At 44.4% G+C, this 21,513-nt stretch carries 19 protein-coding genes and 1 riboswitch; of the genes, 8 read left to right on the top strand and 11 right to left on the bottom strand.

Features of this window, described 5'->3' with window-relative positions; genetic code table 11:
- Positions 1–71 precede the first annotated feature (71 nt).
- Positions 72–374 carry a metalloregulator ArsR/SmtB family transcription factor gene (locus MKY73_RS13240; protein WP_076331658.1) on the bottom strand — a complete coding sequence of 101 codons (303 nt, stop codon included), beginning with the start codon at positions 372–374 and terminating at the stop codon, positions 72–74.
- A 284-nt stretch (positions 375–658) separates the two neighbouring features.
- Here MKY73_RS13240 and MKY73_RS13235 point away from each other — a divergent pair, with 284 nt between their 5' ends.
- From MKY73_RS13235 to MKY73_RS13215, 5 genes are all read left to right on the top strand, one after another.
- Positions 659–1,333 (top strand): GntR family transcriptional regulator, encoded by a 675-nt coding sequence (locus MKY73_RS13235; protein ID WP_339308575.1) that lies wholly within the window; start codon positions 659–661, stop codon positions 1,331–1,333.
- Positions 1,334–1,373: 40 nt separating this feature from the next.
- Positions 1,374–2,441 carry a mannonate dehydratase gene (gene uxuA / locus MKY73_RS13230; protein ID WP_036673719.1) on the top strand — a complete coding sequence of 356 codons (1,068 nt, stop codon included), beginning with the start codon at positions 1,374–1,376 and terminating at the stop codon, positions 2,439–2,441.
- Positions 2,438–3,301 carry an SDR family oxidoreductase gene (locus MKY73_RS13225; RefSeq protein ID WP_339307963.1) on the top strand — a complete coding sequence of 288 codons (864 nt, stop codon included), beginning with the start codon at positions 2,438–2,440 and terminating at the stop codon, positions 3,299–3,301. The genes uxuA and MKY73_RS13225 overlap by 4 nt, the downstream gene beginning before the upstream one ends.
- 213 nt (positions 3,302–3,514) lie before the next feature.
- Positions 3,515–4,243: a DUF421 domain-containing protein gene (locus MKY73_RS13220; RefSeq protein ID WP_339234224.1), complete on the top strand. Its 729-nt coding sequence runs from the start codon at positions 3,515–3,517 to the stop codon at positions 4,241–4,243.
- Between the two features lie 26 nt (positions 4,244–4,269).
- On the top strand, positions 4,270–4,641 hold the full coding sequence (locus MKY73_RS13215; protein WP_339307962.1) for a DUF4363 family protein: 372 nt from the start codon (positions 4,270–4,272) through the stop codon (positions 4,639–4,641).
- A gap of 101 nt (positions 4,642–4,742) precedes the next feature.
- Here the strand turns inward: MKY73_RS13215 and MKY73_RS13210 are convergent, their stop codons facing one another.
- From MKY73_RS13210 to MKY73_RS13180, 7 genes are all read right to left on the bottom strand, one after another.
- Complete coding sequence (locus MKY73_RS13210; RefSeq protein WP_339234226.1) at positions 4,743–5,444, bottom strand: M50 family metallopeptidase; 702 nt, start codon at positions 5,442–5,444, stop codon at positions 4,743–4,745.
- Between the two features lie 43 nt (positions 5,445–5,487).
- Positions 5,488–5,970 carry a hypothetical protein gene (locus MKY73_RS13205; protein ID WP_339307960.1) on the bottom strand — a complete coding sequence of 161 codons (483 nt, stop codon included), beginning with the start codon at positions 5,968–5,970 and terminating at the stop codon, positions 5,488–5,490.
- Between the two features lie 164 nt (positions 5,971–6,134).
- Entirely contained in the window at positions 6,135–7,262 is a 1,128-nt protein-coding gene (locus MKY73_RS13200; protein ID WP_339307958.1) for a zinc ABC transporter substrate-binding protein, read from the bottom strand.
- Complete coding sequence (locus tag MKY73_RS13195; RefSeq protein ID WP_339307956.1) at positions 7,249–8,142, bottom strand: metal ABC transporter permease; 894 nt, start codon at positions 8,140–8,142, stop codon at positions 7,249–7,251. The genes MKY73_RS13200 and MKY73_RS13195 overlap by 14 nt, the downstream gene beginning before the upstream one ends.
- Complete coding sequence (locus MKY73_RS13190; RefSeq protein WP_339307954.1) at positions 8,088–8,795, bottom strand: metal ABC transporter ATP-binding protein; 708 nt, start codon at positions 8,793–8,795, stop codon at positions 8,088–8,090. Before MKY73_RS13190 ends, MKY73_RS13195 begins: the two co-directional genes overlap by 55 nt.
- Positions 8,796–8,844: 49 nt before the next feature.
- Entirely contained in the window at positions 8,845–8,994 is a 150-nt protein-coding gene (gene rpmG, locus MKY73_RS13185; protein WP_036613813.1) for a 50S ribosomal protein L33, read from the bottom strand.
- Positions 8,995–9,064: 70 nt separating this feature from the next.
- Positions 9,065–10,264 carry a GTP-binding protein gene (locus MKY73_RS13180; protein ID WP_339307952.1) on the bottom strand — a complete coding sequence of 400 codons (1,200 nt, stop codon included), beginning with the start codon at positions 10,262–10,264 and terminating at the stop codon, positions 9,065–9,067.
- 223 nt (positions 10,265–10,487) lie between these two features.
- Between MKY73_RS13180 and MKY73_RS13175 the strand changes: the two genes are divergently transcribed.
- Both MKY73_RS13175 and MKY73_RS13170 read left to right on the top strand, forming a co-directional pair.
- Positions 10,488–11,528, top strand: coding sequence for a permease (locus MKY73_RS13175; RefSeq protein ID WP_339307950.1), 1,041 nt, complete (start codon positions 10,488–10,490; stop codon positions 11,526–11,528).
- Between the two features lie 82 nt (positions 11,529–11,610).
- On the top strand, positions 11,611–12,594 hold the full coding sequence (locus MKY73_RS13170; protein WP_339307948.1) for a TIGR03943 family protein: 984 nt from the start codon (positions 11,611–11,613) through the stop codon (positions 12,592–12,594).
- Positions 12,595–12,913: 319 nt separating this feature from the next.
- Here MKY73_RS13170 and MKY73_RS13165 read toward each other — a convergent pair whose 3' ends face one another.
- Together MKY73_RS13165 and MKY73_RS13160 are read right to left on the bottom strand one after the other, a co-directional pair.
- Complete coding sequence (locus MKY73_RS13165) at positions 12,914–17,005, bottom strand: AAA domain-containing protein (protein ID WP_339307946.1); 4,092 nt, start codon at positions 17,003–17,005, stop codon at positions 12,914–12,916.
- 5 nt (positions 17,006–17,010) lie between these two features.
- Positions 17,011–17,244 (bottom strand): hypothetical protein, encoded by a 234-nt coding sequence (locus tag MKY73_RS13160; protein WP_339307944.1) that lies wholly within the window; start codon positions 17,242–17,244, stop codon positions 17,011–17,013.
- A gap of 1,045 nt (positions 17,245–18,289) precedes the next feature.
- On the opposite strand from MKY73_RS13160, the gene MKY73_RS13155 reads away from it, so the two are divergent.
- Positions 18,290–19,849 carry an IS1182 family transposase gene (locus tag MKY73_RS13155; protein WP_339307942.1) on the top strand — a complete coding sequence of 520 codons (1,560 nt, stop codon included), beginning with the start codon at positions 18,290–18,292 and terminating at the stop codon, positions 19,847–19,849.
- A gap of 68 nt (positions 19,850–19,917) precedes the next feature.
- A riboswitch (ZMP/ZTP riboswitch) is annotated at positions 19,918–20,006 on the bottom strand.
- Positions 20,007–20,009: 3 nt separating this feature from the next.
- Here MKY73_RS13155 and MKY73_RS13150 read toward each other — a convergent pair.
- Complete coding sequence (locus MKY73_RS13150) at positions 20,010–21,311, bottom strand: pyrimidine-nucleoside phosphorylase (RefSeq protein ID WP_339307940.1); 1,302 nt, start codon at positions 21,309–21,311, stop codon at positions 20,010–20,012.
- Positions 21,312–21,513: the final 202 nt, after the last annotated feature.

Raw genomic sequence — 21,513 nt, 5'->3', positions numbered from 1 at the left:
TAGTTTTGATTAAGCGTTTAAACTTACGAACCTATTAGGTACATGCAAAAGCATGTTACAGCACTATTCCTCTACAGGCACTCTTCTTCCAAAGCAGCTACCAGTTCCTTCAGAAGTTCCACCGATGCATTCAATGAAGCCGAATAATATCGCTGTGTGCCCTTCTGTTCCACGGATATGAGTCCCTTCTCTAACAAAAGCTTGAGATGATGAGATATGGCTGGCCGGGATAGACTGGATTGCTCAGTAATTTCATTCACGGTCATTCTGCCCTTCTCGGTGAGTGTCAGCAGAATGGCTTGACGGTGATTGTCACTTAACACCTGAAATAACGGGATACAGGTTTGAAAAACGCTGATTGCTTTTTGTCCCATGGTTTCACCTCTATACGATTTCTTTATATTTCTTTATCAATAGTCCAACGTGTAATTTCTCGTTATTTGCGTCTGTTGGTTTAAACATTCGAACCCAATAAACTGAATTGTACTCTGCATTTCCTTGAACTGCAAGTGAATCGTCAACTAAATTTAATATAATGCCGATAAAGCGCTTCCATACTACCATACAAGTATGGTAGTATGTCAATGAAGGAGTTGAATTTGTGGAATATACCCCAAAGTGTTCATCCAAAGCCGGTTTGTTACCTGTTGCGAGCAGCATGTCTTCCATGAATAAACAATCTTACTCAACGCGAGATGTCGTTTACTTCACGCTGAAACAACTCATTTTAAGTCTGAAATTGCCTCCAGGAACAGCTATTTCTGAGAAGGAAATTTCACTGGAGTTTCAGGTCAGCCGGACACCTGTTCGAGAGAGTTTTGTAAGACTTGCTCAGGAAGGTCTGCTGGAAGTGTACCCACAGCGTGGCACATACGTCTCTCTGATTCAGGTCGATCTCGTTGAGGAAGCACGGTTCATGCGTGAACAGCTCGAACGAGCCGTAATCAGGATCGCCTGCGAGAACTTTCCAAACGAACAAATGGTAACTCTTGAACAGAACCTTGCGTGGCAGCAGGAATGCAGGATCAAACCGGATGATGAACGAATGTTTCAATTGGATGAGGAATTCCATAGCACTCTTTTTGCAGGCTGCAATAAAAGCAACATCTGGACTGTTATCCAGCAGATGAATGTACATTTGAATCGAAGTCGCATGTTACGCCTGTCCTCGGATCATCAGTGGGATCATTTAATTGAACAACACCTGTCGATGGTCAAGGCCATTCAACAGCATGATGCCGACACAGCAGAGCGACTGATGCAGGAACACTTGCATTTAACTGTTACCGATTTGGCTGTCCTGCAGGATACATATCCTACCTATTTTCAATGACTGCATTTTTCTTACTACTATTCATGATGAGGTGAACGTGATGAGAATGGTTTTTCGCTGGTTCGGCGAAGGCAATGATACGGTAACGCTGGATCATATCCGGCAGATTCCGGGTGTTGAAGGTATTGTGTGGGCACTGCACGATGTTCCTGCTGGCGAGGAATGGCCGATGGATAAGATACTCGCTGTCAAAACGGCAGCGGATAAGGCCGGGTTACATCTGGATGTCGTTGAGAGTGTGAACATCCACGAAGATATCAAGTTGGGTCTGCCATCAAGGGATAAATACATTGCGAACTATATTAAAACGATGGAGAAACTGGCTCAGGTGGGTGTGAAGGTCATCTGTTACAACTTCATGCCGATCTTCGACTGGCTTCGCACGGATATGCATAAGGAAATGGAGGATGGTTCAACTGCCCTCTTCTATGAGCACAGTAAACTCGCAGATATAGAACCTCTAGAACTCGTTCGACGCATTACGGAAAACTCCGCACTCACCATGCCAGGTTGGGAACCGGAACGATTGCAGTATTTAACAGGACTGTTCGAAGCCTACAAGGATGTAACCGAGGATCATATGTGGGAGCACGCACGTTATTTCCTGCAAGAGATTATGCCTACAGCCGAACGGCTGGGGATTCGAATGGCCATCCATCCGGATGACCCGCCTTGGCCAATCTTTGGATTGCCGAAGATTATTACAAGTCAGGAGAATGTTCGGAAATATTTGAATCTTTATGATAGCCCTTACAACAGCGTGACACTATGCAGTGGCTCTTTGGGAGCAAATGCGGATAATGACATTATCGGCATGATACACGAGTTCAAGGATCGGATTCCATTTGCCCACATTCGTAATGTCAAAATCTACGATAATGGCGACTTTATCGAAACCTCACATCGCAGTCAGGATGGCAGTGTTGATATTGCAGGGGTTGTTGAGGCTTATCACGATATCGGTTATGAAGGATATGCAAGACCCGACCACGGACGTCATCTCTGGGGAGAACAGTGCCGACCTGGCTATGGACTCTATGACCGGGCTTTGGGAATCATGTATCTCTGGGGCGTCTGGGATTCCCTGCAAAGGAGGGCAAAAGCATGAGTGAACACCAATATGAACGCTCAACTCGTCTCGAAGGCAGAACAGTTGTAATCACCGGAGGTGCTGGGGTATTATGCCGCTCCATGGCGGAAGAACTCGCTCGACATGGTGCAAGCGTAGCCATTCTGAACCGTACCGTGTCCAAGGGACAAGAAGTTGTAGCTGCAATTGAAGCTGAGGGTGGCAGAGCGATTGCTGTTGCCTGTGACGTAACCCAGGCCGAGAGTGTGCAAGCAGCGGCAGATGCTGTGCTGGAGCAACTTGGACCCTGTGATATTCTTATTAATGGCGCGGGTGGCAATAACGCCAGTGCCAACACCACGAATGAAATTTTCAGATTGGAAGATCTGGCGCAGAATGATGTCACAACATTTTTCGATGTAAGCGTAGAGGGATTTCGTCAGGTGATGGATCTGAATTTTGTCGGTTCTCTCATCCCCACTCAGATCTTTGCAAAACATATGATAGAGCGCGATGTTCCTGCCACTGTCATTAACATTTCTTCCATGAGCGCCCCATCTCCCATGACGAAAGTGCCAGCGTATAGTGCTGCGAAGGCCGCAATTAACAACTTCACGCAGTGGCTTGCCGTTCATCTGGCCGAATCCGGTATTCGTGTCAATGCTATTGCACCCGGGTTTTTCCTGACCGAGCAGAACCGTAATCTATTACTGCAACCAGACGGCTCACCTACGGAGCGTTCCAGTAAAATTATTGCACATACACCCATGCGCCGCTTCGGCAAACCGGAAGATCTGCTTGGCACATTGATGTGGCTTGCGGATGAAAGACAGTCAGGCTTCGTGACGGGTACAGTCATTCCTGTAGATGGCGGATTTATGGCGTACTCCGGTGTATAACGATAGAGGCGAATGCTTCCTTTTCAAAGTTTTTTCTTGTAACTTCGTTACGTGTAAATGATTCAGTTCAACTCATATAGGTCATTGCTGAAACCGATACTTGGAATACTTATCCATGTGTCGGTTTTTTGCGTTTAAGCATAAGATCACCCAACCTAGGAAATGCTTGTCATAGAGAATTGGAGAAGTGAAGTAAAGGAAGGTGATACATATATGATGGAAGAAACATGGGTTGTTGCAGTAAGGTCTATTATTGCCTTCCTGACCCTCATCATCTACACAAGGGTGCTGGGCAAACAGCAAATGGGTAACTTAACGTATTTTGATTACATTAACGGCATCACAATCGGTTCCATTGCGGGTACGTTTGCAACCGATCTCTCCTCCAAGGCGTGGATTCATTTTGTGGCATTGACCATTTTCACAATCATTACGATCATCTTTCAGTATATTACACTGAAGAATCGTACCATCTCCAAACTAATGGACTCTGACCCCACATTGATCATCCAGAACGGTAAAATTCTCGAACAGAACCTGAGTAAAATGCGAGTCAAATTCGACGAGTTGACCATGATGCTTAGGCAAAAGGATGTATTTGATATTACGACGCTAGACTATGCCATTCTTGAACCGGATGGTAGCCTCTCCGTTGTTTTGAAACCTGAGAATCAGCCCGTAACCGCAAAAGACATGCATATGCACCCGCCCAAGAGCAAGCTGATGACCGAGATTATCATTGATGGCCTGCTGATTAAGCAGAATCTGGAGGAACGAAACAAGGATATCAATTGGCTCAGCGAGCAGCTGAAAAAGCAAAAGATCACGATACAGGATATTGCTTTTGCCGCGATATTGCCCAATGACAAATTGTATGTTGATCTGTTCAAGGACAAGATCACCGATAAAATTGATATGGGCGATTATGAGGGGCCTTTCTAAACTCTTTACATCAAGGAGGCGGTTGAATGAAAACGCGTTTCTGGCTGTTATATGTGCTTCCGATCTTCCTCATTCTTGTGTTCGTTGCAATTATGGCTAGCGGATCCTTTCTTAAAAAGCCATTTGGCACCGATGATCGCTTGCTTGAATCTATACAAACATTAGAGAAACAGGTTGAGGGTAAAAAATGGACTGAAGCCAAGTCTCAAGTTAATTACGCCATGAAGGCCTGGGATAAAATTGTCAACCGCATTCAGTTCAGTGTGGAACGTGAAACCATATATGATATTCTGGGCACCCTTGCGCGGATCAAGGGCGGCGTTGCGGCAGAAGATGATAAGGCGATTATGGAAGAGATTTATTACTTTTATGTGTTATGGGAAAATCTCGGAGATTAATTTCCGTGTAATCTATATCCGATGTAAATCCAAAAGCAAAAGGCACTCTCCCTTCAGGCAGAAAGGAGGTGCCTTCTTTGCTTGGTATATCTTCATATTCGTTACGCTCTTCGTAATCCCCGAGAACGTGATGATCGTGAAGTACTTTCTTTGCGGAAAAAGAGTGTCAGCGCACCTTTGGCGCACCACAGTGCAAACAAAGCAAACAGTGTTCCCCAGAATAGTGCCGGAAGGAATGTCTGCTGAGCGAGATTCGCCGCATCGCCTGCCCGAGAAGGTTGAGTCCAGGACATCAGTCCAACGTAAACGGCACTAACGACTGACTCTTCCAGCGTAAGAAACGCCAGTAACAGATAATAGTACTTCACAATCTTGGCACCAAAAATCATAATGACAACGTTAAGTACGATGAACCCGGTCAGCCATAACATGCCGAACTCTCCTCTTACATATAACAGGAGCGACACCAGAGCGACAGCCGTCATAATCCCCAGTCCCCACATATGCAAGCCTTTACGGTATAAGTAAAACAGCAGCCAGGCGAACAAGGATGCACTGATATATCCTGCGAGAGAAACCAGGATCGATCTTCCTGGTGTCAGCATGGACGAATACGTTACACCACTGTGATCAGCGTACAATTCAATCCGCAGCACTTTACCGGACAATATCAGCGTCATTAGTGCATGGCCGAATTCGTGAATCATCGTATCCAGGTTGCGGAACAAGGACGAGAATGGGATGAATCGTGTAAGAAAGACGGAGCCTAATAGAAAAAGTATCGTTTTGACCCACTTATTCAATCGTGTCATACCTCCTTTACCGTCAAATAAACAAGCCTATCCTTTATACTACGCTTTTTTCACTCGATTCGTTTCGGCTTCCGAACTGTAATGCGCAGTGCTCCATCCACCAGCAGAAGCTCCGATTGTGTCCAATGAAAAAAGAAGACAGATCATAGCGGCCTTTTTCGGCCTCTAGCGTAACGAGCAATCGATTCCGCATCCGATGGAGCGCGTAGTGCACGAATTGATCGGCAACTTCACTTTGCACAAGGGTAACATAAGCGTATAGGGAATGATCGACAGGTTCATCAAGCGGACTCACCCCTGCACATGAAAATTCCGTCGTTAACCCCGACTTCTGAAGGATGGACAATGCGTTCACGAGCTCGGCATCAACTTCAACACCGTTCCACATCTCCGTTTTCTTCGGGGATACCGTATGTTTGTCACGTTCCGTCCAGTGCATCAGCTCCAGCTTGCGCCGTCTCCACAGATGGGCAGGCTGTTCACTTAGTAGCACTTCATGTTCTTCATTTAAATTCATCCAATGCGTCCTCCTGTTCTCCTTGATCCGGTCACCTCATCAACAAAGAGAGAGCACATCCCTGTGCTCTCTGCTTCGCAAAAAGGCAAAGGAATGGCACTCCATTCCTCAGCATGTTGTATTATTGTACCTTTTTAAGTGAAAGGCATCAAACTGATCTTTTATTATTCGTTCAATGCCAGTTTCAGAGCCTCCAGATTTTGTCTCATCACACTAATGTAGTCCATTCCCGACGCGATCTCTTTCTCGGTGAGTCCCTCAATCGGGTTCAGTACTGCCGTCTTGGCTCCCACTTCACTTGCAATCGTCTCAGACACTTTGGAGGACACCAGTGTTTCGAAGAAAATCGTCTTCACCTGATGCTCTTTTGCAAAGTCAATAACGGATGCCATCTGCGCTGCCGAAGGTTCTTGTTCCGGAGACAATCCTGCGATGGGCACCTGTTGCAATCCATATTCCTGTGCAAGGTAGCCAAATGCAGCGTGTTGTGTGATGAAATCCTTGCGTTTGCTATCCGCCACAGCCTCCTTGAAGTCTTGATCCAGTGCCTCCAGCTGAGCAACGTAGGCATCTGCATTCTTCTTGAACTGTTCTGCATGTTCCGGGGCAGCCTGTGCCAATCCCGCTTCAATATTACGTACTTCTTTGACAGCCAGTGCAGGTGACAGCCATACGTGGGGATCCAGTCCACCGTGATCGTGATCATGTCCTTCTTCCGCCTCAGCATCATGATCATGGTCGTGTTCTTCCGTAGTCACTTCAACCGCGTGATCGTGGTCGTGTTCCTCTGTAGTCGCTTGATTCGTTTGGTTATGGTCGTGGTTATGGTCATCTTCTGTTGCCTCAGAATCTCCATGATGGTGATCATGCTCCCCGCCTTCAAGCAAATTAATGCCTTTGCTCGCTTCTACCTGAATGAGCGAAGCATTGCTCAAACTTCCAGTGACCTGATCCATCCATGTTTCCATACCCGCACCGTTGTATACAAGTACATCCGCTTTTTCAATGCTGGCAATGTCCTGTGGTGTGGGCTCCCAATCATGAGGCTCCATACCTGCTGGAACAAGTGTATGTACATCAGCCAGATCCCCTGCCACATTTTTGGTGAACTCGTACATCGGGTAGAAGCTGACCTGTACGTTTAGTTTGGCAGCTTCACTCTCTGTGGGGGCCGTATTACCGGTACCTGCAGAACTTGCATTTGTATTCGAAGCGGATTGTTGGCCGCAGCCTGCAACGATAAGTGTAAGACTGAACAATAATCCGAGCGTAGTTTTTTTACTGAATTTCATGTGATGGTTTCCTCCTTGAATGGGTGACCCGAATGACGTGCTGTGATTTTGTTTCTGTGCGGTGACGCTTGCGATTGTATCGTGCAATCAGCTTTTGCGCTGATATTCCAGTCAATAGAAAGACCAGCAGGATAAGAGCAATCGTTCCTCCTGGAGGTGTATTTAGATGGTAAGATGTTGTGAGTCCGCTAAAAATACCGATTAATCCTGTAATTACCGCGATAATAATCGCTGCTGTAAAACTACGAGACACTCTCAGTGCCAAGGCAGCGGGCAGTACTATGAGAGCTGATACCAACAACACACCGACAATTGGCATGGCTGAAGCTACAGTCATTCCTGTCAGAATGGCAAAGGCAAACGATAATCCTTTCACCTGAACACCCCCTATGGAAGCTGTCTCTTCATCAAAGGTAAAGCTGTACAAAGGTCTGCGTAACAGAATGAAAAAAAGTAAACCAAACACACATACGCCTGCCATCATCCACAACTGTATATCGCTAACTGCGACAATTGATCCGAATAAGTATGAGCTGAATGCCTTCGACAGATTAGTTTGGAGACTCATTAACACCACAGCAAGGGCCAGCCCCGAAGTCATGATGATCGCTACGGGTACCTCGCTGTAGGTTCGGTAACTTCGCCGCAGTTGTTCAACCAATAATGCACCGATCAATGCGACAGCGAATCCACAGATGACCGGGTTAAGATTCATGACCGAACCGAGCGCAACCCCTGCGAGTGAGACGTGGGATAACGTGTCTGCCATTAGTACCTGCCGCCTGAGCATCAGATAGACTCCGAGAATTGGAGCGATGACTCCAATCAGTCCCCCTGCCCAGAAGGCACGTTGCATGAATTCGTACTCAAACACTGCCATTCCTCACTTTCTTGCCGCTCCAGAGTTATCGTTCGGTCCAATCGATCTCCCATTTCTTCCAGCCCGTGAGTAACCATAATAATGGTGATCCCATGGACGTCAGCATAGTGGCGCATCAGATTGTAGAATCCTTCACGACTGTGGCGGTCCATTCCTGTTGTAGGCTCATCCAGTACCAGAACCTGGGGTTGTCCAGCCATAGCTCTCGCGATACAGATCCTCTGCTTTTGTCCACCGGACAGTTCACCAACTCGTGTATTCCGATACTCCCACATGCCAACTTCACGCAAACTGCGTTCAACGATGGCATCCTGCTCTGCTGTGAATCTGCGGAATAGTCCCAGCCTGGTGTAACACCCTGACCGAACCAGTTCAATTACGGTGCTGGGAAATCCACTATTAAACGATGCCACCTGCTGGGGCACATAACCGATATTGGAGTTGTTCCCACGTTTCAACTGTGGATTCATATGTATCATGCCGCTCCAGGGCTTGAGCAGCCCCAGCAGCAGCTTTAACAGGGTCGTTTTGGCAGAACCATTGGGACCTGTGATGCCAATGAACTCTCCCACATGGATATCCAGCGACAGTTGATCAATGACTGGCTCTTTGCCATATCCAAATACAACATCACGCATGGAAGATAGGATCATGCCGCTCCCTCTTTTCGTAAATATTACGATTTAAAAATAACAAAAAAATTTATCTGGTTTCCCGGTGGATCGTCATTTTCTTCAAACGTGGGGAGTACTTTTTCATCTCAAGTCTCTCCGGATGGTTACGCTTGTTTTTGGTTGTTGTGTAGTTGCGATCGCCGCACTCGGTGCAGGCTAAGGTTACAATGACTCTCATGGTTGTTGCCTCCTCTTATTTAATCGTAATAATTACTATTTAATGATATTAGCCTATGCTTTTTCTTTTGTCAACTCCACGCCGGAAAAGGATCTTTCAATTCACGCCAGTTCAATTTCATCTCCTCCTCCGTAAGAAGAGTCTCATCCAAAGTACGTTCAATCGCCGCCCGATCCATATCAATGCCGATAAATACTAATTTCGTCACCCGGTCACCCCACTCATCATCCCAATCCGGTATGCTTGGCAAGGTGTCGCCAAAATGAAGTTGTCGTTCCTCCTCACTCATCGCCCCTACCCATATTCCTGCAGGCGCAAGCTGCTTTGATGTCCCTGCATGACTGAAAGAGATCGCCATATGGTTCCTTGTTGCCATCCACATCAGACCTTTGGATCGCACGATGCTATCTGGCCATTTCGCAATCCAACGCAGCAACCGTTCCGGATGGAATGGGCGTTTACGATGATAGACAAATGAATGAATTCCATATTCTTCAGTCTCCGGGGTATGCTCCTCTTTCATCAATTCGCGGATCCAGCCCGCGGACTGGCTTGCTTTTTCAAAATCAAAACGTCCTGTATTCAATATCTCTCTGGGATCAATCTGCCCATGTGTTGTGCAAATAAGCTTGGCTTCCGGTTGCATGGCGTGTAACGCCTTTTCAAGCTTCGTCAGTTCTTCCTCCGACACCAGATCACATTTATTCAAAATCAGCACATCACAGAATTCCACCTGATCCGTCAGCAGATGAACAATGCCTCGAACATCGTCCTCCCCGGCTTCCTGTCCACGATCTTTCAACGTTTCTTTGGAATAAAAATCACGCCAGAACTGGGCAGCATCAACAACCGTGACCATCGTGTCGAGACGGGTGAATTTCGTCAAATCAATGCCGAGTTCCTCATCAATATAGGTAAACGTCTGCGCAACAGGCACCGGTTCACCAATACCCGTGGATTCAATCAATATGTAATCAAAAGAACCATCCAGCGCCAGCCGCTCCACTTCTTTCAGCAGATCCTCCCGCAACGTGCAGCAAATGCAACCATTCGACATCTCTACCAGCTTCTCATCAATGCGCGATAATCCGCCACCATCTCGTATTAAGCCTGCATCGATGTTAACCTCACTAAGATCATTCACGATGACAGCAACTCTCATTCCCTCGCGGTTATGAAGCACATGATTGAGCAGTGTCGTTTTGCCTGCACCCAAATATCCACTAAGTACGGTTACTGGAACCCTATTTTGAACCTGTTGATCTGACATTTCTGCTTCCTCCACTCTGTTTAAGTTTCAATTTTAATCGTAATAATTACTATTAAAGGTAATCATTCCGAACTATACCTCAGTTTTCTTTGGGTTGTCAACTCTACTATGATAAAGAATCTTGATTAATCGTAAAAATGTTGATTAGAACACAGGAATGATGTATGTTGCCGCACGTACAAGCATATATTTTAGTAAAGTCCTAGTTGTGGAGGTCTGTTTCATGAAAATGGCAGCCAATCTGAAGCTACTGTCCTTCCTGATCCCTTGTGCATTTCTTGTTCCCGTGTTGATCACGATGGCTCCAGATCTGAAGGAAGCATGGAACAGTGAAGCTTTGCAAAATATGAAAACCGTATTCATAGGTATTTTCCTTGAAGCCGCACCGTTTCTGCTCATGGGTGTGCTATTGTCTTCGCTCCTGCAGTGGTTCGTATCCGAAGAAATGGTCCGCAGACTTACGCCTAAGAACCCGATCGGCGGTGTGCTGGTTGCGGGGCTACTTGGTATTATTTTTCCTATCTGTGAATGTGGCATGATCCCGGTCGTAAGAAGGTTGATGCACAAAGGCATGCCTGCCTATATCGCAGTTACGTTCATCTTGAGTGGGCCTGTAGTGAATCCCATCGTATTTACCGCAACCTTGCTCGCCTTTCCCTCCCATCCTGAGATTACCATTGCCCGCATGGGACTGGCCTTTGCCGTGGCAGCTTCCATAGGTGGATTGGTATATGTGTTCGTTCGTCGAAATCCCCTTCGATTGCCGAAAGTCGCTGCGACAGAGGTTAAGACACATCCCGGATTCAAAATGGCTCAACCTCATGCTCATGCACACGCAAATGCTCATGACCATAACCATGTGAAAAATTGGCGCAGCTTCTTCATTCATGCCGGAGATGAATTCGTTGATATGAGCAAATATTTGGTGATCGGTGCCCTGATTACAGCCTGCATCCAGACATTCATTAGCCGCAGCGATCTGATCTCACTTGGCAATGGTCCTGTCGCCTCTTACGTGTTCATGATGGGCTTTGCTTATGTACTGTCTCTCTGCTCCACTTCGGATGCTTTTGTGGCTTCTGCGTTCTCTCATACGTTTGCACTAGGGCCACTGGTATCCTTCCTTGTGTTAGGTCCGATGCTGGATTTCAAAAGCACGCTTATGCTGCTCTCGACCTTCCGTACCCGGTTTGTTATCGGTCTAAGTCTGGCGATTATCATACTCGTCTTTGTCGGCTCTTGGTTGATTAACCTGCTGGTATAAACGTTGAGCAACATATTTCATGATCTGAATGGTTAACCCCATGAACTTTCATCCTGACTATGAATAGAAATGAGGTGATGATATGAACAACACTGTTTATACGATGACCAAATCTCCTGTTCCAAGATCACACATCTTCCAATGGCATAACCTGATCCGTGCGGTATGGATCGGCGGGCTCGCGGTGTACATTATTCACTTGAATTCAAGTGACTCGCTTCATTATTATTTGGCTCCTACCATGCAAAAACTGCTGTTATGCTGCCCTGTTCCCTTATTGTTTATTGCTGTTATCATGACCTGGCATGGACTGTTCGGTAGAAACGAGATTCATTGCGACTGTGAACATCCACCGCCCTCGGGCTTCCTTCGTAGCTCAATGGTATATGGTCTGATTGCCATACCCTTGTTGCTAGGATTTTTGTTACCTGATCGGGCGCTCGGCAGCTCCATGGCCAGTCAGAAAGGCATGTCTCTCACTTATGCACCTCCCGAGATTCGTCGGAAAGAATCTTTACCAGATCCGGCAACGCAATTGAATGTACAAGATCTTACACAAAAACCAACGACCGTTCAGCCTGCATCGGCCACCAAAGTACAATTCGTTCCTCCGGACGAGTACAGCCGCGAATTCGCTGAACTGGCGGAGAAGTTGTATGCAGAACAGGTCATCCGAGTCTATCCTGAGATCTTCTCTGAAACCCTCGGCACGATTGATATGTTCCAGCGACAATTTGCAGGCAAAGATATCTCGTTAACCGGGTTCGTCTATCGTGACAAAAGCATGGATCATGAATCACATTTTGCACTGGGACGATTTCTCGTCATGTGCTGCCCCGCGGATGCAGCTCCCTTCGGTGTGATGATTCACATCCCAGAAGCGGATAACTTCCCTACAGACAGCTGGGTGCAAATCGATGGCAGCATCGGTTCAGCACAGGTGAACGGTAAGGATACCATTGAGATTCGGGCTACAAAGGTGACACCTGTATTCGAGCCATCCACGCCTTATATTTATACAAGTGCTGATTCGGTGATGGCGTATGAGAAAATAAAGAAGAACTAATCATTTGCCCGAACAAAGCCACGAAACTTCGATCGTACCCCTGGCTCTGATCGAATGGAGCACAGCTTCCAAAATTCCCGTTAATTGTGTCCATTGTTCCATCGTGTCCAATAAGTGCTGGACATCGTTCCAGTTATATTAGAACTCTTAGGTATACGTCTGAAATGTTTGCCCTTTATTCACCATAAAAATATCCTCTCCAAGAAATACTTGTACCCCATGATCACATGAAGGTTTTTAGGTGTCTTCTTAAAGGGGTAAATATATTTACTTAAAATAAAGGACTATCACGTTAGATAGTCCTTTATTTTATGAAATTTCAAACTGGAGAAGACAGATAACGAATTTTTCTGGTATCAGTAACCTGAAATTCTTCAGAGCAATATTCAACAAATTCACCTAAAATATAATGGTGCTGGAACAACGAAGGATGGTCGCTTTCAGAAGAGTTTGTCCATTGATATGCATTTTTTGTGCAGAAAATTATAATTTTCTTTTTAGCACGAGAAATTGCTACATTAAGTAGATGAGGATTTAATAATAACTTATCATTGATCTTTTCCTTTTCTCCTGTTGGTAATGTAAGAATAACAACATCGCGCTCACTTCCCTGAAACCGATGTACCGTGTCAACGGAATCAGAAACAATTTCCTGTAGTTCTTCATCAAAGTCGATTCCCTCTGAATGACAAAGTTCTTGTACATATTGTAACAATTTTCTTTGAATTAGTTGGTACTGCAGTCTATAGGGTGCAATAATTGCGACCCCTTCAGTAAAGAAGGATTTAAGACTATATGGGTTATTGTTTTTATCCTGTAGTTGTGATTCCCAAAGTGTCTTAATAATATCAATCGATTCATTGGCTTGTACCGTATTGAGCTTTTCACTTCTACTATCATCATCCACAATAACAACACATGCAGAGTCAAAGTACCGGTCGTAAAAAGCTTTTGCATCTTTGTGAAAATCCATTTTACGTAAATCTCTTGTATTTACAGGTGTAAATCCTGAATATCCTACCTTGGCAAGGAAGTTTACGATATCAGGATGTGAACGAAAACTTTCTTTTAACATGATAGGCGCTACTTTATGGATGTTCTTATAAAACGAATAAACTGACGATACGTATTGCTCTTGCCCATCTGGGTGAACGTATTGATGAATTGGTGGCAGTTGAAGATCATCACCAGCTAGTATAACACGCGCTCCGTTCCGAATAGCCATCATGACTAAAGCAGCTTGTGCAGGAGGCATCTGACCGGCTTCATCGATGATAATAACATCAATTTGATGTGCATTTAGTTTCCAGTTACTTTTGAAGTATAGCCCCCAAACTTTCTGAGGAGTTGTTGCAAAAACACTGTGTTTTGAATATTCAATCGCTTTTACTTCTCTATAGTTATTAATTCTTAAAACGTCGACTGTACTTGGGATCTTTTCCAGAAGACCATCGACAGCTGAATTATTAGAGGCGCTGAATAAAATTTTCTGATCCCCGAAATGTTTAACCCATAATTCAATAAACTTTCGAATAATATGTGATTTCCCGCTACCTGGTGGCCCCCAAAGGATTGAGACGGGTTGATCAACAAACCCTCTAAGAGCTTCAATTTGAGAATTAGTAAAATCAGAACTTAAATTATCTATATCCGAATGGATTCCTGAAGTATCCAACTGATTATCACAGAAATTATTAGGAGGTGAAAGTAAATATTGTGCACAGAATGTATGCAAACTCGAACCAAGATGTCCTCTACCTTCTGGAGTCGTGACCGCAAAATGCGAATAAAAGTGTATTCTACAGCCAATGTCATCAATATTACTCACAAATTTTTTTTCCATGTCATTCAATGCCGTTTTCTCCGCTGTAGAAATCAACAGTGACAAAGAATCATGAAAATAATCTACATGTTCTTTTGTTAAATTGCTGTCTAACTGTTCTAGATCTTCCTTCAAATTTTCTAAAATACTTTTAATCTCGCGTTTTTCTCTGGCCTTCTCCACCAGCTGCATTAATTGCTGTATATACGTTTTTAAAGTTCCGTTTAACTCGCCCATATTCAAATCAGCTGGGAATACCTGAGGAAGTGAGGCTGAAAGTCGTTCTACTAAAAAGTCTGTAGCAGTTTTCTCAAGTGTAAACCATTCAGCATGGTTACAGTGCGTTGCCCAAAATGCTTTTTTCCTGTTATCCCATCTACCCCATTGATACCCTCTAAACTTAGTAGGGTTATCTTCTGGAGACCATACTTTAACTACTGCGATTCCTTCACGGTATCGAATAACTTTACAACTTAGCAACTCATAATAATACTCAATTCCACTGTTTGGATGAGTACGTGCATGATAATTTGGTGCTCCCCTTGGTATATCGACATCTAATAAACTAAGGGCATCACCGTTAGGGGCAATGCTCCAGTTTATTTGCCCTTCCTGTACATCTAAGGCATTATTTAGCATGTCGTATGTAAATAATAGAGTGCCTTGAGGATAGTCTCTTTCGAAACCTCTACGAATCCATATAACAGGATTTTCATCGAACATAAGTTTCCATTTTTCGGGTGATATTTGAACTAATTGAGCACTCTTCCCAGATACTACTCTTTCGTGAATTGGCAATTGCCATGTTCTTAAAATATCTTGCGCTCCCTCACAGAAATTTAAGGTGGATTGTAACAGCCAGGCATGAGCTTCTTTTGCTAAGTTTGGCGGATAGTTATAATTATAACCAAACTCTTTGCTATAAAAAGCAATCCTTTGAAAAGGGAATGTTTCTCTTAAATGGGCAACGCAAGTTCTTAAGACATTTAATTTATGTTCCACAATCCTTTTTAGCTTACTGCTACCACCACTACTCACTATAAACCAATTATGATGAACTCCCGCAGCAGGTACTGCATCGGATAAAATACTTAACATATCTGGATACTCGTCTGTTTGGAAATGTTCGTATGATAAATTTAACAATCGGCCTGTCTCTAGAATTGAGTAAGCATATAAACTAGGTAAATGGAACGCTCGTCCCATTTCACTATCAAGTACTGTAACAGGCGAGAGTACTTTCTTTGAACCTTTAGCAAATTCTGACTGGATGAGAGTAGGTGAGTGAAAATGTGTAGGAACTATAAATAGTCCGGATAGAGCTGCAAACTGTTCACTTGTATACTGATAGCGTTCCAATAATTCTCTAATAAAGCTAAGTTCGCGTTTACTCCAAATATAAAAGTGAATTTGTTCAGATTCAATAATTATTGAATTAAGTACTTCGGACACGGCTATCAAGATTCTTATCTCTTCTTCAGCTGTAGGGAGAATATCATCAGCAAGCCGTAGAGATTCCTGATAAAATATAGTTTGGTTATCATCTACCCGATTTAGGGCTATTGATCCTAAACGATGGGATGATGAATCAAACTCTACGTTTATAACATATTCCTGTAATTTCTCATTTTTATAGGGAATGGAAATACTTCTAAAGTGCTCTGAAGCTTCGACCTTTAAAGGTAAACGACCGTCATCTAATGACTCATTTATTTCTTTCGAAAGCACAGAAATTTTATCGATACCATATCCATATATAGCTTTATATAAATGATCTTCTTTTGATCCGAGGTCATCAAGCTTTAACCCATTAATATCTTTCAAATTATAAAAACCCTTAACAAACATTTCTTCAATAGTGCTTCGTGATAATCCTGGGATTAATTCGAGATGCTTCTCTTCCATTGCCTGTGCGTGACAATTATGATCTGGTATATCCGAAGAAATTGGATATCCAAGGTATCTACAAGCAGAACATCTATTCATTCCGATATACCAGTCAGCCATATCCCATGTCTTTTTACTTGCTGCAGGTAATGCAGTTGAAAAAAAGTCGTTAAGTTTATTCATCCAGGGTTTTAAGTCTATCCAACTTGTGTAATCGTACATTTTAGTAAATACATCTTCCTTATCTTGAGATATTGTATCGATGATTCCTGCCCCAGCCTCCGGCAGAATACCCGCACTGCAAACGACAAATTTTTTATCATATCCTAATTGGTGAATCGTTTTAGTTAAAGTCCAGGCATAGTAAGCGGCCTCAGGGTGGTAAGGCCCCACACTATAGGCCATTTTCAGGTCGATAATAAACAATCTAGTACGATTATCCTCTTGTCTCATTTCATATGCTATAACCTGATCTCCATCATCAACTGTAAGGCCGAAAGTTATTTTGTTATTCAAATGGTTCGGTTGTTTAACAGCCAGAACTAAATCCGGTTTGCACGTTTCAAATTCAATGTCAATGTCCTCAGAATTCAAATTTGGTGCTTTGTAACTGGGTTCCCACCAAAATTCATAGTCATCACGGTTTTGTTCTAGTCTATCTAAAAACCACTTTAAATTTCTTTTGTCAGTAGTATACAACATAAGACTCACTCTCCATCATCAAAGTGCTCTTCTGGGGCATGAAGGAATAGATGGTTACTTAATAACTTTTGTTTGAATATTTGCTCTAAAGAACTCCCAGCAGCAGCAAGTTCGGTACTCTTATTTTCTGCTATTGCCTGTTCATTTGATAAGTCACCTACTAATTGTCGTTCACATTCACTGATAAAAAAAGATTTGATAATGCCTTTTTTCATTTTAATTGTTTGAGTTACATTCATATGAATTACTCCCATCTACTTTAGGCTTAACAAATATAAAGTGTTTATAGTACTTTTGGATTATGACAGGGAATATTATACTACACTATACTATTAAAGGGAATAATACCATTTTATCTTTACGGTCGAAGTATTTGTTGCTACTAACCGTTAGCATTACTGATGAAAAGAAGCGAAAAATACCATTTGCAAGCAACCAGAATAACCGACTGCCATTTGCGCTGAACAGATCAACTATTGGTACAATAGACCCTATCAACCGAATGAAAAAGGTGAATTTTTTTTCCTACTGCCGCAAAGCATGCATGTAGACATCTTTTAAGTTACCAGCTTTATAATAGGTTTCTGTTTAACTTGAAGAACGATCTCCGTACTCATCAACATTTCGACCAAGTCTAGTCCTAAGTCAATGGAAACCATAACCCTCGCCACCAATTATCGTATTACCGTCACGCGCTACACTCGCAAATATTACTTCCTCACAATAAAAAGCCAGTAAATCATAAGCTAATGAGTTACTAGTAGCCTTTTTTCATTCAGGAACCCGCTGAGCCCAAGAGTAAAGCCCCCGTACAAATAGAAATCTTATAAGGCACGTTCTCTGCCGTTCAAACCCAGCTAATGAAATTCTCATCAAATCGAAGGGTTCTAGTTGATAATCCACCGGGAAAAACACTAGATCATAATCTCCTAGATTAGGTAACACTGCATCAGACTTCATTTTCAGCCCTCGATTATCTGTAATTTCATCCTTGTCTGCACAGAATGTCTACGAGACGTTTTCCTTCGCTTTCAGGATAGCTAAACCAAGTCACTGCTTCATAAACTCCAGCTAAGTCCACACTTGTCATTCCATCGAAAAATACAAACGCCAGTTTCTTCGGCGCCACCATTCCTATTGTTTTCTGGATAATAAATAAAGGGGCTGTCCCATAAGTCGTAAAAAGACTCGGGATAGCCCCGTTTTCCAAATTTACACAACAAAAAGAAGCCTTTCCTTGGTAAAATGGAAGTGTCGAGCTACCACTTTTAAGGAGGGCTTCTTTTGTACATTCAATATACCATGGATCAACTTTTCTTGCCAATGGATTTGGAGACAGATATCCCCGAAAATCACCTCGTGCGTGTCGTGAATGAGGCCGTTCATCGCCTGAGCGACTCCATTTTCTCCGCGGCATACCCTGGTGGTAGCCGTCACAGCTATCATCCCAAAATGCTCACCAAAATCATCATCTATGCCTACACCCAGCGCATCTATTCTTCCCGGCAAATCGCCAAGGCGGTTCGCGAAAATATCATGTTCATGTGGCTCGCCGCGCGCCAACAGCCGGACTTCCGTACCATCAATCGCTTTCGTTCCGAGCGGATGAAAGAGGTACTGGAAACCGTATTTACCCATGTACTGGAGTTGCTGGTTCAGGAGCAATATGTATCATTGGATCACTATTTTCTAGACGGAACCAAGCTCGAAGCGAATGCCAATCGCTACACCTTTGTGTGGAAAAAAGCCGTCGTCAAGCACCAGGCCAAGCTGCAAGAAAAAGTACATACCCTGTTTCAAGCCATCGAAGAGGCGGAAAACGACGAAGATGCCCTTCACACCAGAACCGACCTGCCGGAGCTTGGCGAAGCCTCGGCTCTCACGGCAGACAAGCTGGAGCAAGCCGTCCAGCAATTGGAGAAAAAACTGCTCGAAAAACCCAAGGACAAAACGCTCAAGAAAGCTGTGTGCCAGTTGCGGAAGGACTTGCTGCCGCGGCTGCAAAAATATGAATATCAGCTTCAAACCGCCGGTGAGCGGAACAGCTACAGCAAAACCGACCCGGATGCGACATTCATGCGAATGAAAGGGGATCACATGCGAAATGGTCAATTGAAGCCCGGATACAATGTGCAGATCGGAACGGAAAATCAGTTTGTTTTGGGCTACAGCGTACACCAACGACCTACGGATACCAAATGTCTGAAACCCCATCTGAATCATCTGGAAGAAACGCTTGGCCAAAGACCGAAGACCATCATTGCCGATGCCGGGTATGGAAGCGAAGAAAACTACAGCTATTTAGAAGAACAAAACATTCAGGCTATCGTCAAATATGGGACATATCACAAGGAAAAGACTCGTGCTTTTCGGCAAGCCATCGGTAAAGTGGACAACTGGAGTTACAACGAAACGTCAGATACGTGGACCTGTGCGGCTGGACAAACGTTACCTTTTCGGTATGAAAGCCGGACGATGACGGAAAGCGGCTACACGATTCAGACACGTCACTATCGAAGTGAGGATTGTAGTCAGTGTCCCTTGAAAGCGACGTGCACCAAGGCCCAAGGTGACCGGGAGATTGCGGTCAGCTTGACCTACATGCGGCAAAAAAACGAGATGCGAGAACGCCTACGTAGCGAGGAAGGATACATGCTATCGGTTCGGCGCATGGTTGAGCCGGAAAGTGTGTTTGGGCAAATAAAAAATAATCGGGGATTCCGAAGATTCCTGCTTCGTGGCTTGCAAAAAGTAAGCCTTGAGGTCGGGTGGCTTTGTCTTGCCCACAATCTGCTCAAAAAAGCGACAATAGCGGAAAAACGCAAACGGGACCAAGCAGGATGAACCTCTGCTTGGTCCCGTTTGGCATCTCGGTGTTCATTCACTTCACCGATGTTTGTTTTAAAGGCTTTTGAGACAGCCTCTTTATTCAGGCGTACGGCATATAAAATATGTGCTTCCTTGTGGTTCACTCCACGTTACGTCAGTCACACATACCAAGATATTATTCTGTTACGATATCATGAACCAATACAGGCGCATCGGCATGATCTGCAATCGTAATGTTTTCTTTGATCTTCGCGATGACGTCTGCTACGTCTTCACGATTGGCATGAATCGTTACGAGGGACTCACCAGCTTTAACTGGGTCACCGACTTTTTTGTTCAGCATCAGACCAACCGCAAGATCAATCTCAGATTCTTTTGTTGCACGGCCTGCGCCGAGCAGCATTGCTGCCGTTCCGATTTCGTCAGCGACGATTCCGGCAACATAGCCGTCCTTGTCTGCCGGGACTTCTACCAGGTATTGTGCTTGTGGCAAACGATCTGGATGATCCACAACCGAAGCGTCTCCGCCTTGGTTAGCCAGGAAATCTTTGAACTTCTCCAGTGCTTTACCGTTCTGGATCACTTCTTTCAATTTCTCCTCGGCTTGTTCCAAGGAATCTGCCTTGCCAGCAAGGAATACCATCTGACGTCCAAGCGCCAGACACAATTCTTCCAGATCTTTCGGGCCTTTACCTTGCAGGGTGAGGATAGCTTCTTTTACTTCAAGCGCGTTACCAATCGCCAGACCCAGTGGTTGGGACATATCGGAGATAACCGCCATCGTTTTACGTCCAACGTTGTTACCGATGCTTACCATGGCATGTGCCAATTCTTTAGCATCTTCCGTTGTTTTCATGAATGCACCGGCACCCGTTTTCACATCCAATACGATTGCATCAGCACCAGCTGCAATTTTCTTGCTCATGATGGAGCTGGCGATCAGTGGAATGGAGTTAACAGTTGCTGTTACATCACGCAGTGCATAGAGCTTTTTGTCTGCTGGCGTAAGGTTACCACTTTGTCCAATAACCGCAACCTTGTGTTCGTTTACGAGACGAATGAACTCTTCTTTTTCAAGCTCTACGTGGAAACCGGCAACGGATTCCAGCTTGTCTGTTGTACCACCCGTGTGACCAAGTCCACGTCCGGACATTTTGGCAACAGGAACATCCAGCGCAGCAACGAGCGGAGCGAGTACCAGTGTTGTTGTATCGCCCACTCCTCCTGTGGAGTGCTTGTCTACTTTGATACCTTCGATGGCAGACAGGTCAATCGTTTCACCGGAATTCACCATGGACATTGTGAGATCGGCACGTTCCTTGTCTGTCATATCTTTGAAGAATACCGCCATCGCCCATGCGCTGACTTGATAGTCCGGGATCTCTCCTTGTGTGTATCCTTGAACAACAAAGTCAATCTCAGCTGTTGTGAGTTCTTTACCGTCGCGTTTCTTGGCAATAATGTCTACCATTCTCATGATGATCTCTCCTTGTGTGTGAAATTGATTGTATAGAACACTTTGTAGTTAATCCGTTCCGGCCCCGGATCGTTCTTTTGATCGCTGTTGTCTCCAAGTTTTTTTGATCCATTTTACAATGGAGAAAACTCGTAGACAAAGGCGAACGCTTCGCTTCTTCAGAATCGATTCCGGTTCCTTCACTCCGTGCTTAAAACAAAAG

The organism is Paenibacillus sp. FSL R5-0519, from assembly GCF_037974275.1.
GTDB lineage: Bacteria > Bacillota > Bacilli > Paenibacillales > Paenibacillaceae > Paenibacillus.
Note: the sequence above shows the minus strand (reverse complement) of the source record. Positions and strands in the feature narration are given on the sequence as shown.

Bases quoted from the DNA above. Each gene is read 5' to 3' on its own strand.
- MKY73_RS13240 (WP_076331658.1), bottom strand. From the start codon at position 374: ATGGGACAAAAAGCAATCAGCGTTTTTCAAACCTGTATCCCGTTATTT.
- MKY73_RS13235 (WP_339308575.1), top strand. From the start codon at position 659: ATGTCTTCCATGAATAAACAATCTTACTCAACGCGAGATGTCGTTTAC.
- uxuA (WP_036673719.1), top strand. From the start codon at position 1,374: ATGAGAATGGTTTTTCGCTGGTTCGGCGAAGGCAATGATACGGTAACG.
- MKY73_RS13225 (WP_339307963.1), top strand. From the start codon at position 2,438: ATGAGTGAACACCAATATGAACGCTCAACTCGTCTCGAAGGCAGAACA.
- MKY73_RS13220 (WP_339234224.1), top strand. From the start codon at position 3,515: ATGATGGAAGAAACATGGGTTGTTGCAGTAAGGTCTATTATTGCCTTC.
- MKY73_RS13215 (WP_339307962.1), top strand. From the start codon at position 4,270: ATGAAAACGCGTTTCTGGCTGTTATATGTGCTTCCGATCTTCCTCATT.
- MKY73_RS13205 (WP_339307960.1), bottom strand. From the start codon at position 5,970: ATGAATTTAAATGAAGAACATGAAGTGCTACTAAGTGAACAGCCTGCC.
- MKY73_RS13200 (WP_339307958.1), bottom strand. From the start codon at position 7,262: ATGAAATTCAGTAAAAAAACTACGCTCGGATTATTGTTCAGTCTTACA.
- MKY73_RS13195 (WP_339307956.1), bottom strand. From the start codon at position 8,142: ATGGCAGTGTTTGAGTACGAATTCATGCAACGTGCCTTCTGGGCAGGG.
- MKY73_RS13190 (WP_339307954.1), bottom strand. From the start codon at position 8,795: ATGATCCTATCTTCCATGCGTGATGTTGTATTTGGATATGGCAAAGAG.
- rpmG (WP_036613813.1), bottom strand. From the start codon at position 8,994: ATGAGAGTCATTGTAACCTTAGCCTGCACCGAGTGCGGCGATCGCAAC.
- MKY73_RS13180 (WP_339307952.1), bottom strand. From the start codon at position 10,264: ATGTCAGATCAACAGGTTCAAAATAGGGTTCCAGTAACCGTACTTAGT.
- MKY73_RS13175 (WP_339307950.1), top strand. From the start codon at position 10,488: ATGAAAATGGCAGCCAATCTGAAGCTACTGTCCTTCCTGATCCCTTGT.
- MKY73_RS13170 (WP_339307948.1), top strand. From the start codon at position 11,611: ATGAACAACACTGTTTATACGATGACCAAATCTCCTGTTCCAAGATCA.
- MKY73_RS13165 (WP_339307946.1), bottom strand. From the start codon at position 17,005: ATGTTGTATACTACTGACAAAAGAAATTTAAAGTGGTTTTTAGATAGA.
- MKY73_RS13160 (WP_339307944.1), bottom strand. From the start codon at position 17,244: ATGAATGTAACTCAAACAATTAAAATGAAAAAAGGCATTATCAAATCT.
- MKY73_RS13150 (WP_339307940.1), bottom strand. From the start codon at position 21,311: ATGAGAATGGTAGACATTATTGCCAAGAAACGCGACGGTAAAGAACTC.